The following is a 24,435-nucleotide window of genomic DNA, read 5'->3' as shown; positions in this document are numbered from 1 at the left end:
GGCCCTGTTCCGCGCGATAGCCGCGCTTGATGAGTTGAGCGGCGGTTTGCCACCGAGGCCGTCCCGCTGGTTGCTGCACATCGCATAAACTTTAATCCATGAGCTTATGCATTCATTCCCACGCTCGCACAATCCGGCAGGAAAGCAGGGACTCCGGCCTGTCAGTCCGCGAGGCTTCCACGCTCTTCAATTTCACCGGGGCCATGGCTGCCAAGTGGCTCAAGCTGGACGAGGTACAAGACCGTTTGCACCGGGTACATACGCTGCATACCAAGCTGAGCGCGACGCAGGAAGCCACCTTGCTGTCACTGCGCCAGTCGCTCTGTCTGCTGCTCGACGACCTGCTGCTGTACGTTGCCAGGTAATTTGCCGCAGATGCCAGGCGAAAGCTCGTGCCGCTATCTGTTCGTGGCCATTGAGCGCGTCATGTGCAGGGTATTCCTGCACATCTACGGTGACATGAGCGACGAAAGCATCGTCGGTTTCCTGCACAAGCTCAAGCTGGCCTCGCCGATCAGGATCATCAATTTGCTGCCCGACAACGGTTTGCAATTCACCGACCGCTTCACAACAAATGACAAGAAGCCCAGTGGCCGGCACGCCCTGGATAAAGTCTGCGCCGGCATGGGCATTGAAGACCGCCCGGCACCGCCCCGGCATCTGCAAACGAATGGCATGGTCGAACGATTTAACGGCCGTGTATCAGCGAGCTGTTGCAGCAGACCAGAATCGACAGCCGGGCCGATCTGGAGCCGCCTTGTTCAACTATTTAAAGCTTTACAACCACCACAGTCCACAACGGGGCATCGGTGCAAAAACACCCATCAGAGTTTCTGATTCATGGACTGTACTGGCTCATCTATGGGTGACGGTTTTTGCCAATATCTGCTTGGTGATCCGATGTTGGTGCAGGCTCGGTCTGTGCCCTCAGCTATGTGTCGCCAGCGCCTTATATCAAGTGATGCATCAAACCTGGATGCCATATTCAATACCCATCTCTGATTTTTGTGCTGTGCATAGATGCATGCGAAGGCAGAAATTTCATTTATTAACATAAGGCATATCTTTCGATTTTTATCAATAACGAGAGTTTGCTATTCGATATATTCATAGTGTGTTGTTGTTTCTTCCGCTATGTATGAGCAGTATCATGATTTTTACCCATGCTGCATGAAAGGTGACCTGAATGTAGACATTGACGAGCGCCGTATACGCGAGACCTGATGTTTTTTATGGATGTCAAAATGACTTCAATAATGAAAAATCCTCGTTTGTTCAGGTATCTTCTTGGGTTACATTCCGGTTTGATCATTGCCGCATGTGGTGGTGTGGGCAGTGCTCCTGATACCGCTGTGATTATTCCCATCACTCCGGTCGCCCCTATTACCCCCATCACTCCAGATACCCCCGTCTCTCCCGTCCCTCCCTCCCCGCCCGTCACCCCTGTCATTCCAGTTACCCCCGTTATCCCGGATCCCTTGCCGGAACTACGGATTCTGGTCATCGGTCAATCGATATCGTCGAATTGCAATGAGCATGTTTATCCTGCGGCGGATAATGTATTTCAGGTAGGCAAAGATGGAACAATAAAAAATGCAAGCGATCCTTTTGAGTGGGCCGACTGCAATAAAGGATCCATGTGGATGCCGCTGGGAAAAAAGCTTATTGTGGGCGGTATCGCGCGTAAAGTTGTATTCATGCCGATTGGTGTAGGTGGAACTAAAGTGGCAGATTGGCAGGTTGGTGGTCTTGCTTTTGGAAAGCTCAATAGCGCAATTGGACTAATCCAGGCACTGGGAATTAATTTTGATTTTGCTTTTTGGCATCAAGGTTCCTCGGATTATGGTACCGATAAGGATTTATATATCCAACGATTGGGTGAGGTAATCGACTACGTCAATGGTAAAGTCAAGGTGAAGCGCTGGATGATTGCGGTACATTCTCGTTGCGGGGCATATGATCGCAATATCGAATCTGCTCAACTAAAGTTTGGCAATGCCCCTGATTTGAAGCGTTATCCCGGACCAAACACTAATTTGCTGGGTGATGAGTATAGGTTTGATGCTTGTCATCTAAACGAAAAAGGACAGGAAAAAATGTCGTCGATGTGGCTTGATTCGATGAAAGCTGCTCTTGAATGAGCCGACGTAATCAGCATATGCTGTTTGAGCAGCAATCCCATGAGATATTTGCGTGAAAATTAAGCGGCCCTCATGCCTTTGGCCCAGCGATAGCCGACATGGTGCCGGTAAGCGCCACGTCTGTGCCGGTGTGGCACAGAGTCTCCACGATCCTACGTGTTAATTCAGCGCGTCTGCTTGCCGCTGAAATTCACACTGCCGCCGTCCAATCGCCCGACTTGCCGCCATGCTTTTCCAGCACGCGCACATTCGTCATGACCATGCCCCGGTCGACGGCCTTGCACATGTCGTAGATCGTCAGCAAGCCGATCTGCACGGACGTCAGCGCTTCCATTTCCACGCCCGTCTTGCCCGTCGTGTCGACCTGGGCGCGGCAATGCACGCTGTTGGCCGCTTCATCCACGTCGAAATCGACGGTGACGCGCGTGAGCGCCAGCGGGTGGCACAGGGGAATCAGGTCGCTGGTGCGCTTGGCGCCCATGATGGCGGCGATGCGGGCGATGCCCAGCACGTCGCCCTTTTTCGCATTGCCGGAAATGATCAATGCCAGGGTGGCGGGCTGCATGCGGATGGTGCCGGCGGCCACGGCGCTGCGGCGCGTCTCTTCCTTGCTGCCCACATCCACCATATGGGCCTGGCCCGTGGCGTCGAAATGGGTCAGTTCCCCGGCGGGGGCTTGCTTGTCTGCTGTTGTCATGGCGTCAAAATAGATGAGGGAACGGGGGCGCGGCACGTCCGGCCACCACGTCATGCCACTGGCATGTCGCGTGGGAATGGGCGCCGCTAACAAGGTATGATAGCACCCGTGAATTCAAAAACTCCCCTTCCGATCGTCCCTGAAAACGCCGGCACGGCATGGTTGCGCGGCTCCCGGCGCGCATCCATGCTGGCGGCATTGTGGCTGGCGGCGCCGTTTGCGCTGGCGCAAACCTATACGTCCGCGCCTGCGGCGCCGGCCGCCGGCGCGGCAGCCAAGCCTGCCGGCAGCTGGACGCCGCTGGCCGTGCCGCCGGCGCCGAATCTGCCGAACCTGGGCGATACGTCGCGCGAAGACCTGTCGCCGGCGATGGAGCGCAAGATCGGCGAGGAAATCATGCGCGGCATCCGCGGCGACCGCGACTATCTCGACGACGCGCCCTTGCTCGAATACCTGAATACCTTCGGCAACGCCCTTGTGGCGGCGCGCCCCAGCGTGCGCGGCGAAACGAATTACGACTATTTCTTCTTTGCCGTGCGCGATCCCCAGTTGAATGCGTTTGCCTTGCCGGGCGGTTTCATCGGCGTGCACTCGGCCCTCGTGCTGGCGGCGCAAACGGAGGCGGAACTGGCTTCCGTGCTGTCGCACGAGATCGGCCACGTGGCGCAGCGCCATATCGCGCGCATGCTGGGCCAGCAGCGCCAGGATGCCCTGATGCCGCTGGCGGCCATGCTGCTGGCGGCGCTCGCTTCGCGCGCGGGCGGCGACGTGGCTATGGGCGTGTTTGCCGCCGGCCAGGGCCTGGCCATCCAGCGCCAGCTCAATTTCGGCCGCGACGCCGAGCGCGAGGCCGACCGCATCGGTTTCCAGATCATGGGCGAAGCCGGTTTCGACACCACCGGCATGGTGGCCTTCTTCGGCCGCATGCAGGCGGCCAGCCGTTCGTACAGCGACCTGATGCCCGCCTACCTGCAAACCCACCCGCTGACGACGGAACGCATCGCCGACATTCAGGCGCGCATCCGCGAGCAGCCCTACAAGCAGCGTGCGGACAGCCTGAGTTTTCACCTGGCCCGGGCGCGCGCCCGCGTGCTGCAGGATGAAAGCGTGCAAGGCCTGCTGAACGCCAAGGCCGTCTTCAAGACGCAGCTGGAACAGCAAAGCCGCTTCCAGGTGACGGCCGCCCATTACGGCTTGTCCTTTGTCGCCGTCAAGCAGGGCAAGCCGGCGGAGGCGCAAAAGGAGCTCGATGCGGCCAATGCGGCCCTGCACCAGCCGGCCGGACCCAACGTGTTCACATCGGGCGGCACGCAGGCCCCCAATTCCCTGCTGGCGGCGATGGGGCTGGAAGTGCTGCTGATGCCGGCGCAAAAGAAGGAAGTGGCGCCGCAAGCCCTGAAGGCGGCGGACTCTGCGCGCCAGCAGTTTCCCCTCTCGCGCGGCATTGCCCACCAGTATGCGGAAGCGCTGATGGCTGCCGGCAAGCTGGAGCAGGCAACCTTGTACCTGCGCGAGCAGGTGCAGCTCTACAAGGAAGAGCCGGAACTGTACGATTTACTGGCGAAAGCCTATGCGGAGCAGGGCAAGATGACCTTGCAGCACATGGCGCTGGCCGAATCCTACGTGCTGCAGGGCGCCACGATGGCCGCGCTGGACCAGCTGACGATCGCCCGCAAGTCGACGGATGCGACCTTCTATGACCAGGCCGTGATCGATGCGCGCGAGCGCGAATTGCAGGAAAAGCGCCGCGAACAGATCAAGGACCAGAAGGGCTGACGCCTATTCGGCTTGCGGCATCGGCTGGAAGTCGAAGGTTTGCGGCACGGCGTCGTAGCGCAGCGGCTGCACGGTGATCTCCTTGCCGTCATGTAATAGAGTCAGCTTGCCCCGGCGCTCTTCCAGCCACGCCAGCAAGGCCTCGTCGCTGGCCGCCTGGCCATCGACGTGCAGGGCGTCCAGCACTTGCGCCATGTCGCGGTCATCGACCTGCGCCACGATATGATCGTTGCGCAGGATCAAGACGCCGTTGTCGCACCAATACACCTGCTCGATCTGTTCCAGCGGCGCGCCCGTCTGCAAGACAAAACCGTGCCGCGGATCGCTGCGGGCGATGTAGGGCGTCGCTTCCAGATTTACATACACGCGCTGCGGGCCGTTCTGGAAGAACCAGCAGCCGCGTTCGTCATGGCCGTAATTGCGGTTGATAAATCCCAGCAGTGCTGCATGGGCGATCTTGTCGCCAGGCAGTTGTCGCTGTTGCGCCTGCTGGTCGCGCATGCGCCAGTGGCCGCGCGCATCCAGGCGCAGCCAGCCGTAGCAGTGGGGTACGTTCGGCCATTTGGCCAGGGCCTGCTTGACGAGTTCATCCATGTGTAGCGTTTTCCGTGTGCGTTTGCGAACTGCCAGCGTGACAGCTTTGCGGCGTCGATGGCGCCGTGTTGCCGCCTTCAAAAAAATGGAGCAGGCGCTGCGGCAGCCAGCGTGTGCTTCCCGGTAACTTACCTGCCGCAAAGCCGACGTGGCCGCCGTGGCGCGGATACTCGAGCGTGACCGTCGGCGCGGCGCTGCGCGGCAGGAAGCGCCCGGGCAGGAAGGGGTCGTTTTGCGCGTTCAGCACCAGGGTCGGCACGGTGATGTCCTGCAAGACGTGCTTGGCGCTGGCGCGGTGCCAGTAATCGTCGGCGTCGCGGTAGCCGTGCAGGGGCGCCGTGACGACATTGTCGAAGGCGTGCAAGTCGCGCGCGGCCAGCATGGCGTCGCGCGCAAACAGGCCGGGGAATTGCTCCAGCTTGGCCAGGCATTTCGGTTTGAGCGTGTTCAAAAACATGCGCGTGTAGAACCGGTTGGCGCCGGACGACAGGGCCTTGCCCCCTTGCGCCAGGTCCAGCGGGGCGGACACGGCCGCCGCCGCATCGATGAAATCGGCCTGGTGCTGCGACTGGCCCAGCCAGCACAGCAGGGCGTTGCCGCCCAGCGAGACGCCGGCCGCGTAAAACTTGCCTGTCGCGCGTGGGCGCAGGCGCTGCACGATCCAGTCCACTTCCTGCGCATCGCCCGAATGGTAAAAGCGGGGCGCCAGATTCGCTTCGCCCGAGCAGCCGCGAAAATGCGGCACGGCGCCCGACCAGCCGCGCGCGGCCACCTTGGCCATCAGGGCGCGCGCGTAATGGCTGTTCGACGAGCCTTCCAGGCCGTGGAACAGCAGCACGAAGGGCTGGCCCGGCTGGCCGTCGACCAGGTCGACGTCGACGAAGTCGCCATCGGGCGCTTGCCAGCGTTCACGGCGGAAGGCCACGGCCGGCTTGGCGAGGCACACGGCAGGATAAATCGTCTGCGCGTGGCCGCCTGGTAGCCACAGCGGGGCGGTGTAGGGGGCGTTGTCAATAAGAGGCAAAGACATCAGTGCAGGATCTGCGTCCCCGCAACGTCGGCCGGCGCGCCACCGGGGGCGATGGAGGCGTGGTGCAGCACGATGCGCCAGCCGCGCGGCGTTTTCACGTACACATTCGTCGCCAGCAAGTGCGCCGGGCCGCCTTCTTCCTGGGTGACGCCTTCGATGACGGTGTGCACCGAACTCATCAGATTGTGCGTTTCATGCAGCTGCGCCGGCACGATGTGCAGGCCGCCGCCCGCCAGGATGGTTTCCCACGAGGCGCGGATGGCGGCATGGCCGATCAGGCGCGCGCCGCCCGGGTGGATGCAGACGATCTCTTCATCGTCGGCCCATAGCGCCATCAGCGCTTCGAGGTCGGCGCGGTGCAAGGCATCGTAGAACGCCGTTTCGACTTCGGCGGCGCTGCCATTGAGTTCTTTCAGACGTTTCATGACGACTCCGGGCTGGTGCACATAAAAACGGCGCGCTGGGGGCGCGCCGCTGGGCAGTTTAATGGTGGCCGGCGCTGGCGCCTTCCTTCAGAGTGTAGGCCGTGCCGCAGTACGGGCACTTGGCGATACCGTCTTTGTTGAATTCCAGGAACACGCGCGGATGCGACGACCACAGCGGCATGGCCGGGTTAGGGCAGTGGGCGGGCAAGTCTTTACTGTCGAGTTCGACCGCAGGCTGGGTGGTTTTTGTCATCTTGTCATGCTCCGTGAGGCTGTATGGATGGAAGTCGGCTGCTGCCAAAAGCACGATTTTAACGGATTCAGGCAGACAGCAAAAATCATGGCTAAAATGGCGGCTTGACCATCTTCGGCTGCGGCGCGGGTTTTCGCGGAAATATGGCAGCTGCAGCGCCACACTGACTGGATTTGCCTTGCCGGTATCACCGTTGCCGCCCATGTCGTCTTGCACCATTGTTGTGCAGTTACCACACTCAGCCTACCGGGGGCTCGCATGAACACCCGCGTGAACGCCGTCCCGGCCCCCAACGACGATGCCTTGCTGAAAGATGCCTGGCGCGCCGGCCTGAACCTGGGCGCGCCCACCCTGCTGGGCATCGCCGCCTGGGGCATGGTGGTGGGCGTGGCCATGGTGAAAAGCGGCCTGAGCGTGGCGCAGGCGGGGGCCATGACCCTGTTTGTCTTTGCCGGCTCGGCCCAGCTCGCGTCCTTGCCCCTGCTGGCCGCGCAAGCGCCCGTGTGGGTGATCTTCGCCACGGCCCTCGTCGTCAATTTGCGGTTTGTTATCTTTTCCGTGCTGCTGGCCCCCCATTTCGCCCATCTGCCGTGGCGCCAGCGCTTTGCGCTTGGCTATGTGGCGGGCGACATCACCGTGGGCCTGTTCCTGCAGCGCTACCCGCATGAAACGCCGGACCCGGCCAAGCTGCCTTTCCTGAAAGGCTTGATCTACCCCAACTGGCTGGCCTGGCAAACCGGTTCCTTCATCGGCATCGTGCTGGGCGCTATCGTGCCGGCCGAATGGGGTCTGGGCTTTGCCGGGACCCTGGCGATCCTGTGCGTGACGATACCGCTGATCCTCAGCCGCGCCGCCCTGTGCGGCGTGCTGGTGGCGGGCGCGGTCGCCGTGCTGGCCTTCAGCCTGCCCTATAAACTGGGCTTGCTGGTGGCCGTGGTGGTGGGCATGGTCAGCGCCATGGCCGTGGAAGAATTGACAGAAAAATGGACAAAACGCCATGTTTGACGGCATAGCCTGGGGCAGGAGCGACGTGTGGATCGCCATCGCCGTGCTGGTGGTGGCCACGGCCGCCACGCGCAGCACCTTCTGGCTGATCGGCCACCACCTCACCATTCCGCGCCGCGTGGGCGAGATGCTGCGCTATGCGCCGGCCTGCGCGCTGGCGGCCATCATCGCGCCCGACATGCTGATGGAAGGGCAGCAAATCCACTTGGAGTTGTCGAATCTGAAACTCTTGTCGGGTATTGCCGCCACGCTCTTTTTCGTGATCCGCCGCAATATGCTGCAAACCATCGTCTTCGGCATGCTGGTTTTCACGGGCTTGCGACTGTTGCACGTTTTTCAGTAAAGCAGGACAAATCGGGGATTTGGTCTGGTCATTGCGGTAAAATAGCGCACTTCCTTCCACTCGTCATCTGGATCGCCATGTCAGCTGTTCTCAACTTCATCCGTCTGCAAGATTTGATCGCCCAAAATGCACTGCAAGGCAAGCGCGTGTTTATCCGCGCCGACCTGAACGTCCCGCAAGATGACAGTGGCAAGATCACCGAAGATACGCGCATCCGCGCGTCGGTGCCGGCCATCCGTGCCGCCCTCGACGCTGGCGCCGCCGTCATGGTGACGTCGCACCTGGGCCGTCCGACGGAAGGCGAGTTCAAGCCGGCCGACAGCCTGGCGCCCGTGGCGGCCCGCCTGTCCGAGCTGCTGGGCCAGGAAGTTGCACTGAAACAAGACTGGGTCGATGGCGCCGGCCTGGAAAACCTGGCCGCCGGCCAGGTGGTCCTGCTGGAAAACGTGCGCGTCAACAAGGGCGAAAAGAAAAACAGCGATGAGCTGGCGCAAAAAATGGCGAAATTGTGCGATATCTACGTCAATGACGCGTTTGGCACGGCCCACCGCGCCGAGGCGTCCACGCACGGCATCGCCAAGTTCGCCCCTGTCGCCTGCGCCGGCCCGCTGCTGGCCGCCGAACTCGATGCGCTGGGGAAAGCGCTGCACGCGCCGGCCCGTCCATTGCTGGCCATTGTTGCTGGTTCGAAAGTATCGAGCAAGCTGACCATCCTGAAAGCCCTGTCCGACAAGGTCGATAACCTGATCGTCGGCGGCGGCATCGCCAACACCTTCATGAAAGCCGTTGGCTTGAATGTCGGCAAGTCGCTGGTGGAAGCGGAACTCGTCGACGAAGCGAAAGCCATCATCGACATCATGGCCAAACGGGGCGCGCAAGTGCCGATTCCCGTCGACGTCGTGTGCGCCAAGGAGTTTTCGCCGACAGCCGCCGCCACCGTCAAGGACGTGGCCGACGTGGCGGATGACGACATGATTCTCGATATCGGCCCGAAAACGGCCGACCTGCTGGCGCAGCAGATCGCCGCCGCCGGCACCATCGTGTGGAACGGTCCCGTTGGCGTGTTCGAGTTCGACCAGTTCGGCAACGGCACCAAGACCCTGGCCTTGGCCATTGCCGAGTCGAAAGCATTCTCGATCGCCGGCGGTGGCGACACCCTGGCGGCGATTGCCAAATACGACATTACGGATAAAATCAGCTATATCTCGACGGGCGGCGGCGCTTTCCTGGAGTTCCTGGAAGGCAAGACTTTGCCTGCCGTAGAGATTCTGATGCAACGCGCAGGCTAAGAACACCTGATTAAACCTACTGCGCGTCATGATTTGCGGCCTCCGATGCTCACTGTGCATGCGCACAGCTCCGCGTCTCGGCCACAACTCATTGCCGCTCGCTACGGTTTTCTCAGATGTTCGAGACTGTGGAATGATGAATAGACCAAGCGCAGCCTGACCGCTGCGCTTTTACCTTGCCGGCTGATGTCTCAAACCGGCCTTGCTCACCTTCGCTCGCGCACAAGGATTCCTATGCCACGTGGTACAAAAATCGTAGCAACAATCGGCCCCGCCTCCACCGACTTCGATATCCTGGTTAAAATGATACGTGCGGGCGTCGATGTGGTGCGCTTGAATTTTTCCCACGGCAAGGCGCAGGACCATATCGACCGCGCCGCGCTGGTGCGCCTGGCGGCGGCCGAGTGCGGCCGCGAAGTGGCCATCATGGCCGATATGCAAGGGCCGAAGATTCGTGTCGGCAAGTTTGAAAACACCCGCATCCAGCTGGAAGCGGGCGAGCGCTTCATCCTCGACGCCAAGTGGGGCGAAAACGGCGAGCTGGGCAATCAGGAACGGGTCGGCCTCGACTACAAGGCCCTGCCGCGCGACCTGCACAAGGGCGACGTGCTGCTGCTGAACGACGGCCTCATCGTGCTGATCGTCGAGCGCATCCACGGCAGCGAAATCCACACCACCGTGAAAATCGGCGGCGAGTTGTCGAACAACAAGGGCATCAACCGCCAGGGCGGCGGCCTGTCCGCGCCCGCGCTGACGGCCAAGGATATGGAAGATATCAAGACGGCCATGAGTTTCCAGGCCGACTATCTGGCCATTTCCTTCCCGAAATGCGCGACCGACATGGAAATGGCGCGCCAGCTGGCCAATATCGCGGGCGAACCGTACCACCACAAGCCGATGATGATCGCCAAGATCGAGCGGGCGGAAGCCATTCCTGCGTTGCAAGAGATTCTTGACGCCTCCGACGGCATCATGGTGGCCCGTGGCGACCTGGCCGTGGAAGTGGGCAATGCGGCCGTGCCGGCCTTGCAAAAGCGCATGATCAAGATGGCGCGCGCGTCGAACAAATTAGCCATCACGGCCACGCAGATGATGGAGTCGATGATCGTCAACGCCGTGCCGACCCGCGCGGAAGTGTCCGACGTGGCGAATGCCGTGCTCGACGGCACGGATGCCGTCATGACGTCGGCGGAAACGGCCTCGGGCAAGTACCCGATCGAGACGGTGGAAATGATGGCTGCCATCTGCGTGGAAGCGGAACAGTCCGAATACAACAAGCTCGATGCCGATTTCCTCAACGTCACGTTTACCCGCATCGACCAGTCGATCGCCTACGGCGCCCTGTTTACAGCCCATCACCTGCGCGTAAAAGCCATCGTGGCGCTGACGGAATCCGGTTCCACCGCCTTGTGGATGAGCCGCCACAGCATCGACACGCCGATCTACGCGCTCACGCCCAGCGTCACGACTTTGCGCAAAGCCGCGCTGTACCGCAATGTTCGGGCGTATCATCTGATGCAGAACGCCCCCAGCGCGCAAGTGCTGAAGCTGGCGGAAGATTTACTCGTGGAACAGGGTATCGTCAGGAAGGGCGACATGATCGTCGTCACCTGGGGCGAGCCGATGGGCCAGGTGGGTGGCACGAATGCATTGAAAATCGTCAAGGTTGGCGACCTCGATGCCGTGCTGATCTGAGGTAAAGAATTCAGGCGCCGCCGCGGTCATGAACCGCGAAGCGCCGCAACGGTTTCTATTGTTATCTGGAGTATTACCATGTCTCTCGTATCCATGCGTCAACTGCTGGACCACGCCGCCGAAAACGGTTATGGCATTCCTGCTTTCAACGTCAACAACCTGGAACAAGTGCAAGCCATCATGGCCGCCGCCGATGCCTTGAACTCGCCGGTGATCATGCAGGCGTCCGCCGGCGCGCGCAAGTACGCCGGTGAAGCATTCCTGCGCCACCTGATCGACGCCGCCGTCGAAGCGTATCCGCACATCCCCGTCGTCATGCACCAGGATCACGGCCAGTCGCCAGCCGTCTGCATGGCCGCCATCCGCTCGGGTTTTACTTCCGTGATGATGGACGGTTCGCTGGAAGCGGACGGCAAGTCGGTCGCTTCCTACGAATACAACGTGGAAGTGTCGCGTGAAGTGGTGAAATTCTCGCACGCCATCGGCGTGACGGTGGAAGCGGAACTGGGCGTGCTCGGTTCGCTGGAAACCATGAAGGGCGATAAGGAAGACGGCCACGGCGCCGACGGCACCATGACGCGCGAGCAACTGTTGACGGACGTGGCGCAAGCGGCCGACTTCGTGCAGCGTACCCAGTGCGACGCCCTGGCCATCGCCATCGGCACCTCGCACGGCGCCTACAAATTCACGCGCAAGCCGACGGGCGACATCCTGGCCATCGACCGCATCAAGGAAATCCACGCGCGCATCCCGAACACCCATCTGGTGATGCATGGTTCCTCGTCGGTGCCGCAGGAATTGCTGGCCATCATCCGCGAATTCGGCGGCGACATGAGGGAAACCTACGGCGTGCCAGTGGAAGAAATCCAGGAAGGCATCCGTCACGGCGTGCGCAAGATCAACATCGACACCGACATCCGCCTGGCGATGACGGCCGCGATCCGCAAGTACCTGTTTGAAAACCCATCGAAATTCGACCCGCGCGACTACCTGAAGCCAGCCCGTCTTGCTGCAGAGCAAATCGTGCGCGCCCGCATGCAGGCATTCGGCTGCGAAGGCCAGGCGTCGAAAATCAAGGCCATGCCACTGGAAAAAATGGCCGAGCGCTACAAGGCCGGCGAGCTGTCGCAAATTGTGAAGTAAAATTCTGTCTGGAACGGGCCGGAAGCAATGCTCCGTGCCCGATTTTCTCGACCGGCGGGCGCCTTCCCTGCCTGCCGGTTTCGTTTCATCCAACTATTCCCCCGCTATGAACAGCCTCTATCAGACTTCCATCCACTCCCTGCCATTGCTGGGCCACGGCAAGGTCCGCGACAACTACGCCGTTGGCGACGACAAGATCCTGATCGTCACCACGGACCGCCTGTCGGCCTTCGATGTCGTCATGAACGAGCCTATCCCCGGCAAGGGCAAGGTCCTCAACCAGATGAGCGACTTCTGGTTCGAGAAACTGGGCCATATCGTGCCGAACCACCTGACCGGCGTGGCGCCGGAATCCGTGGTGGCGCCCGAGGAAGTGGAGCAAGTCAAGGGCCGCGCCGTGGTGGCCAAGCGCTTGAAGCCCATCATGGTCGAGGCAGTCGTGCGCGGCTACATCATCGGTTCGGGCTGGAAAGATTACCAGGATACGGGCAGCATCTGCGGCATCGCGCTGCCGGCCGGCCTGCAACAGGCGGAAAAGCTGCCGGAACCGATCTTCACCCCGGCGGCCAAGGCCGAGCTGGGCGAGCATGACGAGAACATCAGCTTTGCTGAAATGGAAGAGCGCATCGGCGCCGACCTGGCCGCCAAGATGCGCGACGTCGCCATTGCCCTGTACAAGACGGCCGCCGAGTACGCGGCCACGCGCGGCATCATCATCGCCGACACCAAGTTTGAATTCGGCCTGGACGACAATGGCGTCATGCATCTGATGGATGAAGTGCTGACGGCCGACTCCTCGCGCTTCTGGCCCGCCGATTCCTACCAGCCCGGCATTTCGCCACCCTCGTTCGACAAGCAATTTGTGCGCGACTACCTGGAAACGCTGACCTGGGGCAAGACCGCACCGGCGCCCGCGCTGCCGGCCGACGTCATCGAAAAAACCCAGGCCAAGTACTTCGAAGCCATCGAACGCCTGACGGGCGAGAAGCTGAAGGCCTGAGATGACTGAGCAGAATAAGCCGCTGGTCGGCGTCATCATGGGCTCGTCCTCGGATTGGGACGTGATGCAGAATGCTGTTGCAATGCTGAAACAGTTTGGCGTGCCATACGAAGCGCAGGTCATTTCCGCGCACCGCATGCCCGACGAGATGTATGCGTACGCGAAAAGCGCGCGCGCGCGCGGCTTGCGCGCCATCATCGCCGGCGCCGGCGGCGCCGCCCACCTGCCTGGCATGGTGGCGGCGATGACCATCGTGCCCGTGCTGGGCGTGCCCGTGCCATCGAAATATCTGCGCGGCGAAGATTCCATGCTGTCGATCCTGCAAATGCCCAAGGGCGTGCCCGTGGCCACCTTCGCCATCGGCGAAGCGGGCGCGGCCAATGCTGCGCTGACGGCGGTGGCGATGCTTGCCGCCAACGACGACGCCCTGGCCGACCGCCTGGAAGCCTTCCGCGCCACGCAAACGGCCGCCGCCAAGGCCATGGTCTTGCCTGAATAATGTGTTTGAAAAATAATGAATAGTAAATCGACTTCCCCATTGCTGCCCGCCGCCAACCCACCGGCGTGGCTGGGCGTGATGGGCGGCGGCCAGCTCGGCCGCATGTTTGCCCAGGCCGCCCAGAGCATGGGCTACCAGGTGGCTGTGCTGGAACCGTCCGACGCCTGCCCTGCGGGGCAGGTGGCGCAGCGCCTGGTCCATGCCGGCTACGGCGATGCAGCCGGGCTCGACGCCCTGGCCGCGCAATGCCTGGCCGTCACCACGGAATTCGAGAACGTGCCGGCCGACAGCCTGTCGCGCCTGGCCGAACGCGTGTTTGTCGCCCCCAACGCCCACGGCGTGTCGGTGGCGCAGGACCGCATCGCGGAAAAGCGTTTCTTTGTCGCCTGCGCCGCGAAATCCGGCGTGCTGCCGGCGCCGCACATGGTGATTGCCACGCAGGACGATATCGACAACATCGCCGACGACTTGCTGCCAGGCATCCTGAAAACCGTGCGCATGGGCTATGACGGCAAGGGCCAGTACCGCGTGCGCACGCGCGACGAGGTGCGCGCCGCGTTCGCGGAAATGGGCGAGGTAACTTGCTTGCTGGAAAAGATGCTGCCGCTGGCCTATGAAGTGTCGGTGCTGACGGCGCGCGGCGTGGACGGCGCCTCGGTCGTGTATCCGATCGCCGAAAACGTGCACCGCGACGGCGTCTTGTTTACCACCACGGTGCCGGGCCCGAACGTGTCGGACGAGAGCGCCGCCAGGGCGCAGCGGGCGGCGCAGGCCATGGTTGCCGAACTCGGCTATGTCGGCGTGCTGTGCATCGAATTTTTCGTGCTCACCGACGGCAGCCTGGTGGTCAACGAAATGGCGCCCCGGCCGCACAACAGCGGCCACTACACGATGGATGCCTGCGTCACCAGCCAGTTCGCGCAGCAGGTGCGGGCCATGGCGCGCCTGCCCTTGGGCGACGTGCGTCAGCATTCGCCGGCCGTGATGCTCAACCTCCTCGGCGACGCCTGGTTTGCCGACGGCAGCGATGTCGCCTGCGAACCGGCCTGGGACCGCATCCTGGCCCTGCCGGGCGCGTGCCTGCACCTGTACGGCAAGGACGATCCGCGCCGTGGCCGCAAGATGGGCCATTTGACCTTCATCGCGGCCAGCTTGCCGGAGGCGCAGCAGCGCCTGCGCGACGCTTGTCTGATCCTGGGAATCGCGCCGTGAGCGTGCCCGCACAAGATCTGGCGGCGGCCGCCGCCGTGCTGGAGGCGGGCGGCCTCGTCGCCTTCCCCACAGAAACGGTGTACGGCCTGGGTGCCGATGCGGAAAACCCGGCCGCCGTGGCGCGCATCTATGAAGCCAAGGGCCGTCCATCGGACCATCCCGTGATCGTCCACGTGGCGCCCGGCGCCGACTTGGCGCACTGGTCCGACGACATCCCCGAGGAAGCACGGCAGCTGGTGGCCGCCTTCTGGCCCGGTCCGCTGACCCTGATCGTCAAGCGCGCCGCGCATATCCCCGACGCCGTTTCCGGCGGCCAGGATACGGTGGGCTTGCGCTGCCCGTCGCATCCGGTGGCTATCGCCTTGCTACGCACGTTCAAGGGCGGCAAGGGCGGCCTGGCGGCGCCGTCGGCAAACAAGTTCGGCAATGTCAGCCCCACCACGGCGCAGCACGTGCGCGATGAATTCGCGGCGGAACTCGACAGCGGCTTGCTGGGCCTGGTCCTCGACGGCGGGCAGAGCGACGTGGGCATCGAGTCGACCATCGTCGACCTGTCGCGCCTGGCCACGCACGGTCCCGTGCTGTTGCGTCCCGGGCATATCAGCAGTGAGCAGATCGCCGCTGTCATCGGCCGCGCGCCGGCAGTTGCCGACGCGGCCGCGCCACGCGCCTCGGGTACCCTGGAATCGCACTACGCGCCACATACGCCTGTTGCGATGCAGCACAGCGACGACGTGCGCGCCACCTTGAACCGCCTGCTCAACGACGGGCGCCGCGTGGCCCTGATCCACTACTCGGATCTGCCGCCGGCCAGCGCCAGCGTGCGCCTGGCGGCCAGCCCGGAAAATTACGCGCATGCGCTGTATGCCTCGCTGCGCACGATGGACCAGGTCGGCGCCGAGCTGATACTCGTCGAAGCACCGCCCACCGGCCCCGCCTGGCTGGGCGTGAACGACCGTTTGCGGCGTGCCGCGTTCGGCTCAAGTGGTATCTTGCAGCAATTTCTATCCGCCTCATAAAAAGCCCCGCAAGGGGCTTTTTCTTGATGCAGCGCAATAGAGATGCTTGCCACGAAACATATTAAATCCTCCATAATTCAGCGGATCGCCCCGTCATGACGGGGCGCTGGCGGTGTTGTTATTTCGTTGATTTTTAAAACATATTTTCTATACAAGCCTGAGGAACGATGGCATATTAGTTGGGTAGCGAATAGCACGCCCGTTCGTTTAGAAACCAGAAAAAAGACCGAGGAGACAAAATGCATCAAACAAAATTCGCGCTGGCCGTGCTGGCTGCGGCTGTCCTGGCAGGTTGCGGCGGCGCCAGTGGCGGTGATCAAACCTTGAAAGTCAAATACACGGCGCAGGTGTCGTTCGGCGACAGCCTGTCCGATGTCGGTTCGTATGCCGTGGGCACGGTGCTGGCGAAAGGTGGCGGCAAGTTCACCATCAATGGCGACAATACCAAGATCAATCCTGAACTGACGGGCAAGAACTGGACCGAGCACCTGGCCGCACAATTCGGCCTGGCCGCGCCATGCGCCGCCGAGACCGGCCTGGAAGGCAATGCGGCGAAGGGCTTGTCCGTGCCGCGCGTCAAGCATCCTGGCTGCTACGGCTACGCCATGGGCGGTTCGCGCGTGACCAACCCCGTCGGTCCGAACAACAAGCTGACGGGCAGCGAGCTGGGTGCCCTGACCGTGCCCGTGGTGACGCAGATCGCGAACCACCTGGCCGCTTCCGGCGGCAAGTTCAGCGGCACGGAAGCCGTCTTCGTGATGGCCGGCGGTAACGACGTGCTGTACCAGCTCGGTGCATTGCAGGCCGGCGCAACGGCGGCCGGCACGAAGGCGGGCGCCGATGCGGGCGCCAAGGCTTTTGCCACCAACCTGACCCTGGCCCTGGCCGCCGGCGCGCCCAATCCCACCACGGCCGCCGCCTCCATCGGCGCCGCTATCCAGACGGCCAGCGCGGCGCCTGGCGCCACGTCGGCGACCATCGTCGGTGCCGCCGTGCAAGCTGCTGTCATCGCTGGCAATACGGCCGTTGCCTCGCCCACCGTGTATGGCCCGCTGGTTACCAAGGCGCAAGCCGATGCGACGGTTACCGGCAATGCTGCCGGCGCCAAGGCCGGCGCCGACTACGCTGCGGCCCAAGGGCCATTGCTGATTGCCGCCATGAAACAAGCGGGTACTGAGCTGGTGGCGCTGGTCAAGGACCAGATCATCGCCAAGGGCGCCAATTATGTGGTGGTCAACAATCTGCCTGACGTGGCCGGCACGCCATCGGGCCTGAGCAAGGATGCCAATACCAAGGCACTCATCAATGCCATGGTCAGCGCCTTCAATGGCGAACTGAGCGGCGGCCTGAACGGCAATGCGAAAGTCTTGCTGGTCGACGTGTTTGCCGTCAGCCATGACCAGGGCACCAACCCTGGCCCGTATGGCTTGACGAATGTCAGCGAGACGGCATGCGACTTGAGCGCACCAGGCAATATCCTGGGCAGCTCGCTGGTCTGCAATGGCACGAACCTGAAAGCGGGCGACGTCAGCCACTACTCGTATGCCGACGATGTGCACCCTACGCCGTTCAACAACCTGTTGCTGGCCCGTTATGTGGCCAAGGACATGGTCGTGCGGGGCTGGCTGTAAGGAATCGCCGCGCCAGCCGCGTCCCGGGGACGTGGCTGGCGCTGGCAGCGACAAGACTGGATAGCCCGGCTATCCGCACATAATGATCAGGAGACAAGATGAAAAATCGTTTGAATACCGCTGTACGCGTGCTGGCCGCCGCCGCCGCGATGGCCATGGCGACGGGCGCTTCGGCGCAAAGCGCGGGCACCTGGATGGCCAAGGTCGGCGTCAACAAGATCACGCCCCACGTCGACAGTGGCGACATTTCCGCGCCGGCACTGCCGGGCACGAAGGCCGACGTCAAGTCCGATACCAAGCCTATCCTGACCTTTGCCTACATGATCACGGACAATATTTCCGCTGAAATGATCCTGGGCGTGCCGTACAAGCATGACCTGATGGGCGATGGTTCCATCAAGGGCACGGGCAAGCTGGGCACGGCGGAAGCCTTGCCGCCGACGGCCTTCATCCAGTACCGTTTCTTCCAGCCGAACGCGATGATCCGTCCTTACGTGGGCGCGGGTTTGACGTATGCTTATTTTCAGAAGGAAAGAGGTTCGGGCCAGATGACGGCCTTGCTGGATCCGGGTGGATCGCCCGTGACCTACCGCATGGACAACAAGCTGGCCGGCAGTCTGGTGGTCGGCAGCACGCTGTCCTTCAACGAGCGCTGGTTTGCCGACGTGGCCGTGGTCAAGACCTTCCTGAAAACCAAGGCGAAATTCTCGACGGGGCAGACGCAGGACATCAAGCTCGACCCGCTCGCCGTGAGTGTCAGTATCGGGTATAAATTTACCCTGTAAAACAAAAAATCCGCCTCGGCGGATTTTTTTTGTCCCGCTCAGGCTGGCGGTGTGTTGAACTGTCCATTGTGGAAGATCAAGGGCGCTTGCGCCGTAAACGCGCATTGTTCCACTTCGCCCACGAAAATGACGTGGTCGCCTTCGGGATAGCGGCTGCGGTTGTGGCATTCGAACCAGGCCGACGCGCCTTTCAGGATGGGCTGGCCCGTGCGCGACAGCTCATACTCGACGTCGTCGAAGGGATTCGGCGTACGGCGGGCGAAGCGCTGCGCCAGTTCCGCCTGCTCGGCGCCCAGCACATTGATGACGTAGTGCGAGTTGCCGCTGAAGATGGGCATGCTGTTCGCCACGGAACCGAGGCTCCACAGCACCAGCGGCGGCGACAGCGAGACGGAATTGAAGGAGCTGGCCGTCAAGCCGCGGAAACTGCCGTCGGCCAGGCGCGTCGTAATGACCGTCACGCCGGTGGCAAACTGCGACAATGCCTGGCGGAAATGTGTCGTATCGAATTCTTGCGCTGGCGCGCGGGGAGAGCGTGTGTTCATGGGTGACCTGTCTATTTGCTGACATTATGCCAAAAATCGGCAATGCCAGCGCAATCGTGGCCGGCATGCCCCATATGTGCGGTGCGCCACGCGCAGTTTCAAGCGGCGCTGCAGGCCATGGCGCTTTGCGTTACAGTAATGAAATGATATGTCGCACAGGCGTTGCGGGAGGGCATCATGACTCAACAGATAGAAGTGGCGGTACTGGGCGGCGGCTGTTTCTGGTGCCTGGCCGCCGTGTATGGGGAAGTGCGCGGCGTGACGCGCGTCGAGTCCGGCTACACGGGTGGGAGCGTGCCCAACCCCACATATGATCAGGTATGTACGGGCGAGACGGGTCACGCGGAAGTGGTGCGGCTGGAATTCGATCCCGCCGTCATCAGCTATCACGACTTGCTGGAAATCTTTTTTACCTTGCATGACCCCACCACCCTGAACCGGCAGGGCAACGATGTCGGCACGCAATTTCGCTCCGTCATCTATTACCAGTCGGCCGAACAGGAAAGCGTGGCGCGCAAGGTGCTTGCCGAGATGGCCGGCGTGTGGGATGCGCCGATCGTCACGCAGCTGGAACCGGCATCGGTCTTTTATCCGGCCGAGGATTACCACCAGAACTATGTCGAGCAGCATCCCTTGCAGGGGTATTGCGCCCTCGTCGTCGTGCCCAAGGTGGAGAAGTTCCGCGCCATGTACGCGGGGCGCCTGAAGTAAGCACCCCGCGCGCGCATCAGGATCAGGTCGCAAGCAGGGGCGCCGGTCTGGCGTCCTGCGCATACATGTAGTGGCGCGACCAGGGCAGGGCGGAAGAGCGCCGGCCCGCCTTCACGCAGACGATCTGGTACAGGCTGATCAAATCTTGCTCGAAGGCATAGGCGCAGCCGGCCAGGTAGACGTGCCAGATGCGGAAGCGCCGCTCGCCCGCCAGCGGACGGATCTGCTCGGCGTTGGCTTCGAAATTCTCCGTCCACAGGGCGCAGGTGCGCGCATAGTGGCGCCGCAGGTTTTCCACGTCCAGCACTTCCAGCCCCCCTTGCTGCATGGTCTTGAGCACATTGCCGATGTGCGCCAGCTCGCCGTGCGGAAACACATATTTTTCGATGAATTCCCCGCCCCCATACGGCGTTTCGCCATTCTCCGGGTCGGTCGAAGTGATGCCGTGGTTCATCGCCATGCCGTCCGGTGCCAGCAGCTTGTTGATGATGCCGAAATACTCGGGCAAATGCTTGAGGCCCACGTGTTCGAACATGCCCACGCTGGTGATGCGGTCGAACTGGCCCGTGACGTCGCGGTAGTCTTGCAGGCGGATATCGATCAGGTGCGCCAGGCCGGCCGCCGCCACGCGCTCGCGCGCCAGCGCATACTGGTTTTCCGACAGGGTCACGCCCACGCAGCGGGCGCCATATTGCTGTGCAGCACGCATGACGAGCGCGCCCCAGCCGCAGCCGATGTCGAGCAGGGTCTGGCCCGGCTGCAACTGGATTTTCTTCAGGATATGGTCGATCTTCTTGACTTGCGCCTGCGCCAGGGTTTCATCGCCGTGTTCGAAATAGGCGCAGGAATACACGAGGGCGGGGTCGAGGAATTGCTCGTAGAAGGCATTCGACACATCGTAGTGGTAGCGGATGGCTTCGGCATCCTTGTTCTTGTCGTGCGTAAAGCTGCGCACGATGCGGGCCAGCTTGCCTTCCGGTTTCAAGGTGTTGCGCGCCAGGGCATTGCAGATGGAAATCATGTCCTGGGCCGTGCCCTTGACTTCGATATTGCCTTCCACATAGGCCGAGCCCAGGTTGGCCAGCGAGGGGTTCAGCAGATAGCGGGCCGAGGCGACGGTCGGCAGGCGGATGGTGACGCGCGGCGTTTCGCTGGACAGGTCGACATGCTGGCCATTCCACAATTCTATGCGCAGCGGCAAGGCGGTCTTGCTGCGGATGCCGGCGATCCAGGACTTGAGTTGGTTTTGTACAAACAAAATGGCCTCCAATGTAGCGGCCGCCGTTGCGGCCGCAAATTGAGAAACAATGTCATTTAGTAACTTCTACCCTCATAGCCTACACCTATATTGACCAGCTTGCTTTGCGCCGCCTTGACTATGCGCTCAAGGCTGCAAGCGCTGCATGCTCCATTGCCCGTCCGCACCACGCGTAAACACGATGCGGTCGTGGAAGCGCGAACGGCGTCCCTGCCAGAACTCGATGCGTTCCGGCTGCAAGCGGTAGCCGCCCCAGTGGGCCGGACGCGGCGGCTGCGCATCGCCGACGGCGGCGGCCACGGCCTCGTAATTGCTTTCCAGCGCGGCACGGCTGTCAATGGGCGCGCTTTGCTGCGATGCAATCGCTGACAAGCGGCTTTGCACGGGGCGCACATTGAAATATTCATCGCTTTCGGCGGCCGTGGTTTTCACCACCGTGCCCTCGATGCGCACCTGCCGCTCCAGCTCGCCCCAGAAGAACAGCAGGGCGGCGTGCGGGTTGTGCTCGAGCTGCCGGCCCTTGTCGCTGTGGTAGTTCGTGTACCAGGTAAAGCCACGCTCGTCGAATTGCTTGATCAGCACGATGCGCGAGCTGGGCTTGCCCTCGGGACTGACGGTGGACAAGCTCATGGCGTTCGGTTCCAGCACCTGGGCCTTGACGGCTTCGGCAAACCATTTCTGGAACTGGGCGACGGGATCGGCCAGCACATCCGTCTCGCTCAGGCTGGACTGCACGTAATCGGTGCGCATGGCCGCCAGCACGGCGGCCGCGTCCGGCTGGGCGGCTGCGGGCGCTTCGGGCGCGATGCCGCGGCGGCGCTGCATGGCCGTGCCCAACTGCTCCATCTGCCGCGCGCTGAACAGGCGCTTGGCCATCGGCGCCAGCTGCCCCTCTTCCTTGCTCATGTGGGCCTGGTAGGCGGCCACATAGTCGCGCACGCCATGGGCGGACAGCTGCACGCCCGTGCCGGCGGCGATGGCGTCCAGTTCCGGGCGCAGGGTCAGCCAGGCCTGGTCCATGCGCTGGTGGTCGGCCAGGATCTCGGGCACCAGGGTCGCCAGCAGGGCCGCGTCCTCGCCCGTGGCGGTGGCCTGCAGCATGGGCATCAGATCCTGCTCTTCATCGTCATGGTGCAGATGGGCGGCTTGATTGAAATATTGCAACACTGCCTTGGCCGCCTGCTGCGCGTCCACCGTGTTGCCGTGCTGCACCAGATGCGCCAGCAGGTTTTGCAGGGTCGTCAGTTGCTTGCGGATCTTGTCGTGGCAATGCTTGAGCACGGCGATGGGCTGGTCAAAGCCGGGAACGGAGTCGAACAGGGGAGAGGTCATGGCGAGTTCTCGTGGTGAACGGTGTGGGGGCGCGGCGACAAACGGAGCTTGTCGCTGTGTCAATCCGGCTATTTTAGAATATCTGTCAGCGCAGTGTCCGTTAAAATGGCGCCATGCATACCTCCACCAATGAACTAATTTCCATGGACTTGACCGAGATCGATTTTGAACGGCGTTTCGGCGGCATTGCCCGCCTGTACGGCGCCCCCGCTTTGGCGCGTTTTCGCGCGGCCCACGTGTGTGTGATCGGCGTGGGCGGCGTCGGTTCCTGGATCGTCGAAGCGCTGGCGCGCAGCGCCATCGGCCGCCTGACCCTGATCGACCTCGATAATGTTGCCGAATCGAATATCAATCGCCAGATCCAGGCCATGAGCGACACCATCGGCAAGGCCAAGATCACGGCCCTGGCCGAACGCATCGAACTGATCAACCCGTTTTGCCAGGTCACGCAGATCGAGGATTTTATTGCCCCCGATAACCTTGAGCAGTTGCTGGGCGGGCGCGATTTCGACTACCTGGTCGACGCCATCGACAATGCCAAGGCGAAAGCGGCCGTGATCGCGTATTGCCGCGCGCGCAATCTGCCGATGCTGACCATCGGCAGCGCGGGCGGGCAGACGGACCCGACCCTGATCGCCGTGCGCGATTTGTCGAAGACGGAGCAGGAACCGCTGCTCAAGCGCGTCCGCAAACTGTTGCGCACCGAATATGGCTTTCCCCGTGGCGTGAAAAACAAATTCAATGTCGACGCCGTGTTTTCCATGGAACCGTTGAGCACGCCAGAGAGCGGGGAAGCGTGCGCCATCGATGGCACGCCTGCCGGCGTCACGGGCTTGAATTGCGCCGGCTTCGGTTCCAGCGTGGTGGTGACGGCCAGCTTCGGCATGGTGGCGGCCGCCCATGCGCTGAAAAGCTTGCGCCAGGACAAACTGGCTGCCGAGCCAGTGGCGGACGCCGCCTAAGCCAGTTTGCGGCTGGCCACGATGCGGTAGTCGCCGCTGCTTTTCAGCGATTCCACCAGCACCAGTTCGTCCGCCTGCCAGGCGATGGGCGCGAAGTCCTGGCTTGCCGGCGGCGGTGCCTGGCGCGCCAGGGTCACGTGCGGCGTAAAGCGGTCGTGCTCGAAGCGGGGCGCCAGCCTCTGTTGCGCCAGCGCGCGCATGCAGGCCGCGCGCAAGTCCAGCAGGGCCGGCGACGGCTGCGCCAGGGCGGCCCAGGCCAGCGCCAGCTGCGTGAAGTGGCTGGCGTGGTCGAACAGCAGGGGCATGGGGTGCGCCGGCAATTGTGCCAGGATCGCCAGCAGGGCCGGCAGGTCGCTGGCCGGGTGCTGGCCCAGGAAGGCCAGGGTCAGGTGCAGCTTGTCCGCGCGCACGGGCTTGCCTTGCAGGCGCGCCTGCCAGGCGGCCAGCGCCGCGCGCGTGGCCGCATCGGGCCACAACGCGTAAAACAGGCGGGGGCTATGGGTATCGGGCGACAAGTTTTTCCTATCGTTGCGGCGGTTTGCTATGATTGGCGTTCCCTGCCTCTTGCATTGGCAGGGATCTCACCGAAACTCACTGAAAGAATACATCATGACGCGTAGCTCCGTTTTGTTTGCCCTGATCTGCTCCGTCGCCGCGTCGCTGGCGCAGGCACAGGCGCCAGCGCCTGTTCCCGCCTCGGCCGTCTCGCTGAGCCCCGGCCCTGTCGCCGATAAATTGATTCTGATCGACAACAAGGTCGGCACGGGCAAGGAAGCGTCCGCCGGCAGCAACGTCACCGTGCATTACACGGGCTGGCTGTATCGTCCCCTGGCGAAAGATTCGCGCGGCAAGAAGTTCGACAGCTCCGTGGGCCGCGGCCCGTTCGACTTCCCGCTGGGCAAGGGCATGGTCATCAAGGGCTGGGACCAGGGTGTGGCCGGCATGAAAGTGGGCGGCAAGCGCACCCTGATCATTCCAGGCGAACTGGCCTACGGCCCGCGCGGCGCCGGCAATGGCGACATTCCGCCGAACTCGGCACTGATCTTCGACGTGGAACTGCTGGACGTTAAGTAATTGTTCAGTTTGGCGG

General features: G+C 62.4%; 25 protein-coding genes and 1 pseudogene. 17 read left to right on the top strand and 9 right to left on the bottom strand.

The window, feature by feature from the left end:
- Positions 1-98: 98 nt before the first annotated feature.
- Positions 99-844, top strand: a pseudogene (locus tag AC0V2Y_RS03765) (integrase core domain-containing protein); the annotation flags it as partial.
- 379 nt (positions 845-1,223) lie between these two features.
- On the top strand, positions 1,224-2,141 hold the full coding sequence (locus tag AC0V2Y_RS03760) for a sialate O-acetylesterase (RefSeq protein ID WP_475417909.1): 918 nt from the start codon (positions 1,224-1,226) through the stop codon (positions 2,139-2,141).
- Between the two features lie 190 nt (positions 2,142-2,331).
- Here the strand turns inward: AC0V2Y_RS03760 and moaC are convergent, their stop codons facing one another.
- On the bottom strand, positions 2,332-2,838 hold the full coding sequence (gene moaC / locus AC0V2Y_RS03755) for a cyclic pyranopterin monophosphate synthase MoaC (protein ID WP_475417910.1): 507 nt from the start codon (positions 2,836-2,838) through the stop codon (positions 2,332-2,334).
- Between the two features lie 186 nt (positions 2,839-3,024).
- Between moaC and AC0V2Y_RS03750 the strand changes: the two genes are divergently transcribed.
- The gene (locus AC0V2Y_RS03750; protein WP_475417908.1) at positions 3,025-4,614 is read left to right on the top strand and encodes a M48 family metallopeptidase; all 1,590 of its coding nucleotides are present in this window, start codon (positions 3,025-3,027) and stop codon (positions 4,612-4,614) included.
- Positions 4,615-4,617: 3 nt separating this feature from the next.
- Here AC0V2Y_RS03750 and AC0V2Y_RS03745 read toward each other — a convergent pair whose 3' ends face one another.
- The 4 genes from AC0V2Y_RS03745 to AC0V2Y_RS03730 are packed head-to-tail and all read right to left on the bottom strand — an operon-like array spanning position 4,618 to position 6,916.
- Positions 4,618-5,208 carry a DUF2946 family protein gene (locus tag AC0V2Y_RS03745; RefSeq protein ID WP_475417907.1) on the bottom strand — a complete coding sequence of 197 codons (591 nt, stop codon included), beginning with the start codon at positions 5,206-5,208 and terminating at the stop codon, positions 4,618-4,620.
- Positions 5,201-6,238, bottom strand: coding sequence for a YheT family hydrolase (locus AC0V2Y_RS03740; RefSeq protein ID WP_475417906.1), 1,038 nt, complete (start codon positions 6,236-6,238; stop codon positions 5,201-5,203). Before AC0V2Y_RS03740 ends, AC0V2Y_RS03745 begins: the two co-directional genes overlap by 8 nt.
- The gene (locus tag AC0V2Y_RS03735) at positions 6,238-6,663 is read right to left on the bottom strand and encodes a YybH family protein (RefSeq protein ID WP_475417905.1); all 426 of its coding nucleotides are present in this window, start codon (positions 6,661-6,663) and stop codon (positions 6,238-6,240) included. Before AC0V2Y_RS03735 ends, AC0V2Y_RS03740 begins: the two co-directional genes overlap by 1 nt.
- Positions 6,664-6,721: 58 nt before the next feature.
- Positions 6,722-6,916: a zinc-finger domain-containing protein gene (locus AC0V2Y_RS03730; RefSeq protein WP_034780619.1), complete on the bottom strand. Its 195-nt coding sequence runs from the start codon at positions 6,914-6,916 to the stop codon at positions 6,722-6,724.
- Between the two features lie 258 nt (positions 6,917-7,174).
- Between AC0V2Y_RS03730 and AC0V2Y_RS03725 the strand changes: the two genes are divergently transcribed.
- The 11 genes from AC0V2Y_RS03725 to AC0V2Y_RS03675 all read left to right on the top strand — a co-directional run bounded on the left by AC0V2Y_RS03725 (position 7,175) and on the right by AC0V2Y_RS03675 (position 18,537).
- Positions 7,175-7,921 carry an AzlC family ABC transporter permease gene (locus tag AC0V2Y_RS03725; RefSeq protein ID WP_475417904.1) on the top strand — a complete coding sequence of 249 codons (747 nt, stop codon included), beginning with the start codon at positions 7,175-7,177 and terminating at the stop codon, positions 7,919-7,921.
- Positions 7,914-8,264 carry an AzlD domain-containing protein gene (locus tag AC0V2Y_RS03720; RefSeq protein ID WP_475417903.1) on the top strand — a complete coding sequence of 117 codons (351 nt, stop codon included), beginning with the start codon at positions 7,914-7,916 and terminating at the stop codon, positions 8,262-8,264. The genes AC0V2Y_RS03725 and AC0V2Y_RS03720 overlap by 8 nt, the downstream gene beginning before the upstream one ends.
- A gap of 77 nt (positions 8,265-8,341) precedes the next feature.
- A complete protein-coding gene (locus tag AC0V2Y_RS03715) occupies positions 8,342-9,553 on the top strand; it encodes a phosphoglycerate kinase (RefSeq protein ID WP_475417902.1) in 1,212 nt (403 codons plus the stop codon).
- 234 nt (positions 9,554-9,787) lie between these two features.
- Positions 9,788-11,248 (top strand): pyruvate kinase, encoded by a 1,461-nt coding sequence (pyk, locus tag AC0V2Y_RS03710; protein WP_475417901.1) that lies wholly within the window; start codon positions 9,788-9,790, stop codon positions 11,246-11,248.
- Positions 11,249-11,326: 78 nt separating this feature from the next.
- The gene (gene fba / locus AC0V2Y_RS03705; RefSeq protein ID WP_475417900.1) at positions 11,327-12,391 is read left to right on the top strand and encodes a class II fructose-bisphosphate aldolase; all 1,065 of its coding nucleotides are present in this window, start codon (positions 11,327-11,329) and stop codon (positions 12,389-12,391) included.
- Between the two features lie 106 nt (positions 12,392-12,497).
- Positions 12,498-13,391 (top strand): phosphoribosylaminoimidazolesuccinocarboxamide synthase, encoded by an 894-nt coding sequence (locus AC0V2Y_RS03700; protein WP_034780603.1) that lies wholly within the window; start codon positions 12,498-12,500, stop codon positions 13,389-13,391.
- 1 nt (position 13,392) lies between these two features.
- Complete coding sequence (purE, locus tag AC0V2Y_RS03695) at positions 13,393-13,890, top strand: 5-(carboxyamino)imidazole ribonucleotide mutase (RefSeq protein ID WP_475417899.1); 498 nt, start codon at positions 13,393-13,395, stop codon at positions 13,888-13,890.
- Positions 13,891-13,905: 15 nt separating this feature from the next.
- Positions 13,906-15,102: a 5-(carboxyamino)imidazole ribonucleotide synthase gene (locus AC0V2Y_RS03690; protein ID WP_475417898.1), complete on the top strand. Its 1,197-nt coding sequence runs from the start codon at positions 13,906-13,908 to the stop codon at positions 15,100-15,102.
- A complete protein-coding gene (locus AC0V2Y_RS03685) occupies positions 15,099-16,121 on the top strand; it encodes an L-threonylcarbamoyladenylate synthase (RefSeq protein WP_475417897.1) in 1,023 nt (340 codons plus the stop codon). The genes AC0V2Y_RS03690 and AC0V2Y_RS03685 overlap by 4 nt, the downstream gene beginning before the upstream one ends.
- A gap of 239 nt (positions 16,122-16,360) precedes the next feature.
- On the top strand, positions 16,361-17,752 hold the full coding sequence (locus AC0V2Y_RS03680) for an SGNH/GDSL hydrolase family protein (RefSeq protein ID WP_475417896.1): 1,392 nt from the start codon (positions 16,361-16,363) through the stop codon (positions 17,750-17,752).
- Between the two features lie 98 nt (positions 17,753-17,850).
- The gene (locus tag AC0V2Y_RS03675; protein WP_475417895.1) at positions 17,851-18,537 is read left to right on the top strand and encodes an OmpW/AlkL family protein; all 687 of its coding nucleotides are present in this window, start codon (positions 17,851-17,853) and stop codon (positions 18,535-18,537) included.
- A gap of 38 nt (positions 18,538-18,575) precedes the next feature.
- On the opposite strand, the gene AC0V2Y_RS03670 is transcribed toward AC0V2Y_RS03675, so the two are convergent.
- Entirely contained in the window at positions 18,576-19,082 is a 507-nt protein-coding gene (locus AC0V2Y_RS03670; protein ID WP_475417894.1) for a flavin reductase family protein, read from the bottom strand.
- A 177-nt stretch (positions 19,083-19,259) separates the two neighbouring features.
- Between AC0V2Y_RS03670 and msrA the strand changes: the two genes are divergently transcribed.
- On the top strand, positions 19,260-19,793 hold the full coding sequence (gene msrA / locus AC0V2Y_RS03665) for a peptide-methionine (S)-S-oxide reductase MsrA (RefSeq protein WP_475417893.1): 534 nt from the start codon (positions 19,260-19,262) through the stop codon (positions 19,791-19,793).
- Between the two features lie 22 nt (positions 19,794-19,815).
- Here the strand turns inward: msrA and AC0V2Y_RS03660 are convergent, their stop codons facing one another.
- Positions 19,816-21,051 carry a class I SAM-dependent methyltransferase gene (locus AC0V2Y_RS03660; protein WP_475417892.1) on the bottom strand — a complete coding sequence of 412 codons (1,236 nt, stop codon included), beginning with the start codon at positions 21,049-21,051 and terminating at the stop codon, positions 19,816-19,818.
- Between the two features lie 126 nt (positions 21,052-21,177).
- On the bottom strand, positions 21,178-22,383 hold the full coding sequence (pdxH, locus tag AC0V2Y_RS03655) for a pyridoxamine 5'-phosphate oxidase (RefSeq protein ID WP_475417891.1): 1,206 nt from the start codon (positions 22,381-22,383) through the stop codon (positions 21,178-21,180).
- Between the two features lie 113 nt (positions 22,384-22,496).
- On the opposite strand from pdxH, the gene tcdA reads away from it, so the two are divergent.
- Positions 22,497-23,345: a tRNA cyclic N6-threonylcarbamoyladenosine(37) synthase TcdA gene (gene tcdA / locus AC0V2Y_RS03650; protein ID WP_475417890.1), complete on the top strand. Its 849-nt coding sequence runs from the start codon at positions 22,497-22,499 to the stop codon at positions 23,343-23,345.
- On the opposite strand, the gene thpR is transcribed toward tcdA, so the two are convergent.
- Positions 23,342-23,860: an RNA 2',3'-cyclic phosphodiesterase gene (gene thpR / locus AC0V2Y_RS03645; protein ID WP_475417889.1), complete on the bottom strand. Its 519-nt coding sequence runs from the start codon at positions 23,858-23,860 to the stop codon at positions 23,342-23,344. The two genes, tcdA and thpR, sit on opposite strands and share 4 nt — an antisense overlap.
- A 94-nt stretch (positions 23,861-23,954) precedes the next feature.
- Here thpR and AC0V2Y_RS03640 point away from each other — a divergent pair, with 94 nt between their 5' ends.
- Complete coding sequence (locus AC0V2Y_RS03640) at positions 23,955-24,419, top strand: FKBP-type peptidyl-prolyl cis-trans isomerase (RefSeq protein ID WP_034780576.1); 465 nt, start codon at positions 23,955-23,957, stop codon at positions 24,417-24,419.
- Positions 24,420-24,435: the final 16 nt, after the last annotated feature.

Source organism: Janthinobacterium sp. BHSEK, assembly GCF_056174685.1.
The sequence above is the reverse complement of the archived record's forward strand: the minus strand, read 5'-3'. Positions and strand labels throughout refer to the sequence as shown.

Bases quoted from the DNA above. Each gene is read 5' to 3' on its own strand.
- AC0V2Y_RS03760 (WP_475417909.1), top strand. From the start codon at position 1,224: ATGTTTTTTATGGATGTCAAAATGACTTCAATAATGAAAAATCCTCGT.
- moaC (WP_475417910.1), bottom strand. From the start codon at position 2,838: ATGACAACAGCAGACAAGCAAGCCCCCGCCGGGGAACTGACCCATTTC.
- AC0V2Y_RS03750 (WP_475417908.1), top strand. From the start codon at position 3,025: ATGCTGGCGGCATTGTGGCTGGCGGCGCCGTTTGCGCTGGCGCAAACC.
- AC0V2Y_RS03745 (WP_475417907.1), bottom strand. From the start codon at position 5,208: ATGGATGAACTCGTCAAGCAGGCCCTGGCCAAATGGCCGAACGTACCC.
- AC0V2Y_RS03740 (WP_475417906.1), bottom strand. From the start codon at position 6,238: ATGTCTTTGCCTCTTATTGACAACGCCCCCTACACCGCCCCGCTGTGG.
- AC0V2Y_RS03735 (WP_475417905.1), bottom strand. From the start codon at position 6,663: ATGAAACGTCTGAAAGAACTCAATGGCAGCGCCGCCGAAGTCGAAACG.
- AC0V2Y_RS03730 (WP_034780619.1), bottom strand. From the start codon at position 6,916: ATGACAAAAACCACCCAGCCTGCGGTCGAACTCGACAGTAAAGACTTG.
- AC0V2Y_RS03725 (WP_475417904.1), top strand. From the start codon at position 7,175: ATGAACACCCGCGTGAACGCCGTCCCGGCCCCCAACGACGATGCCTTG.
- AC0V2Y_RS03720 (WP_475417903.1), top strand. From the start codon at position 7,914: ATGTTTGACGGCATAGCCTGGGGCAGGAGCGACGTGTGGATCGCCATC.
- AC0V2Y_RS03715 (WP_475417902.1), top strand. From the start codon at position 8,342: ATGTCAGCTGTTCTCAACTTCATCCGTCTGCAAGATTTGATCGCCCAA.
- pyk (WP_475417901.1), top strand. From the start codon at position 9,788: ATGCCACGTGGTACAAAAATCGTAGCAACAATCGGCCCCGCCTCCACC.
- fba (WP_475417900.1), top strand. From the start codon at position 11,327: ATGTCTCTCGTATCCATGCGTCAACTGCTGGACCACGCCGCCGAAAAC.
- AC0V2Y_RS03700 (WP_034780603.1), top strand. From the start codon at position 12,498: ATGAACAGCCTCTATCAGACTTCCATCCACTCCCTGCCATTGCTGGGC.
- purE (WP_475417899.1), top strand. From the start codon at position 13,393: ATGACTGAGCAGAATAAGCCGCTGGTCGGCGTCATCATGGGCTCGTCC.
- AC0V2Y_RS03690 (WP_475417898.1), top strand. From the start codon at position 13,906: ATGAATAGTAAATCGACTTCCCCATTGCTGCCCGCCGCCAACCCACCG.
- AC0V2Y_RS03680 (WP_475417896.1), top strand. From the start codon at position 16,361: ATGCATCAAACAAAATTCGCGCTGGCCGTGCTGGCTGCGGCTGTCCTG.
- AC0V2Y_RS03675 (WP_475417895.1), top strand. From the start codon at position 17,851: ATGAAAAATCGTTTGAATACCGCTGTACGCGTGCTGGCCGCCGCCGCC.
- AC0V2Y_RS03670 (WP_475417894.1), bottom strand. From the start codon at position 19,082: ATGAACACACGCTCTCCCCGCGCGCCAGCGCAAGAATTCGATACGACA.
- msrA (WP_475417893.1), top strand. From the start codon at position 19,260: ATGACTCAACAGATAGAAGTGGCGGTACTGGGCGGCGGCTGTTTCTGG.
- pdxH (WP_475417891.1), bottom strand. From the start codon at position 22,383: ATGACCTCTCCCCTGTTCGACTCCGTTCCCGGCTTTGACCAGCCCATC.
- tcdA (WP_475417890.1), top strand. From the start codon at position 22,497: ATGCATACCTCCACCAATGAACTAATTTCCATGGACTTGACCGAGATC.
- AC0V2Y_RS03640 (WP_034780576.1), top strand. From the start codon at position 23,955: ATGACGCGTAGCTCCGTTTTGTTTGCCCTGATCTGCTCCGTCGCCGCG.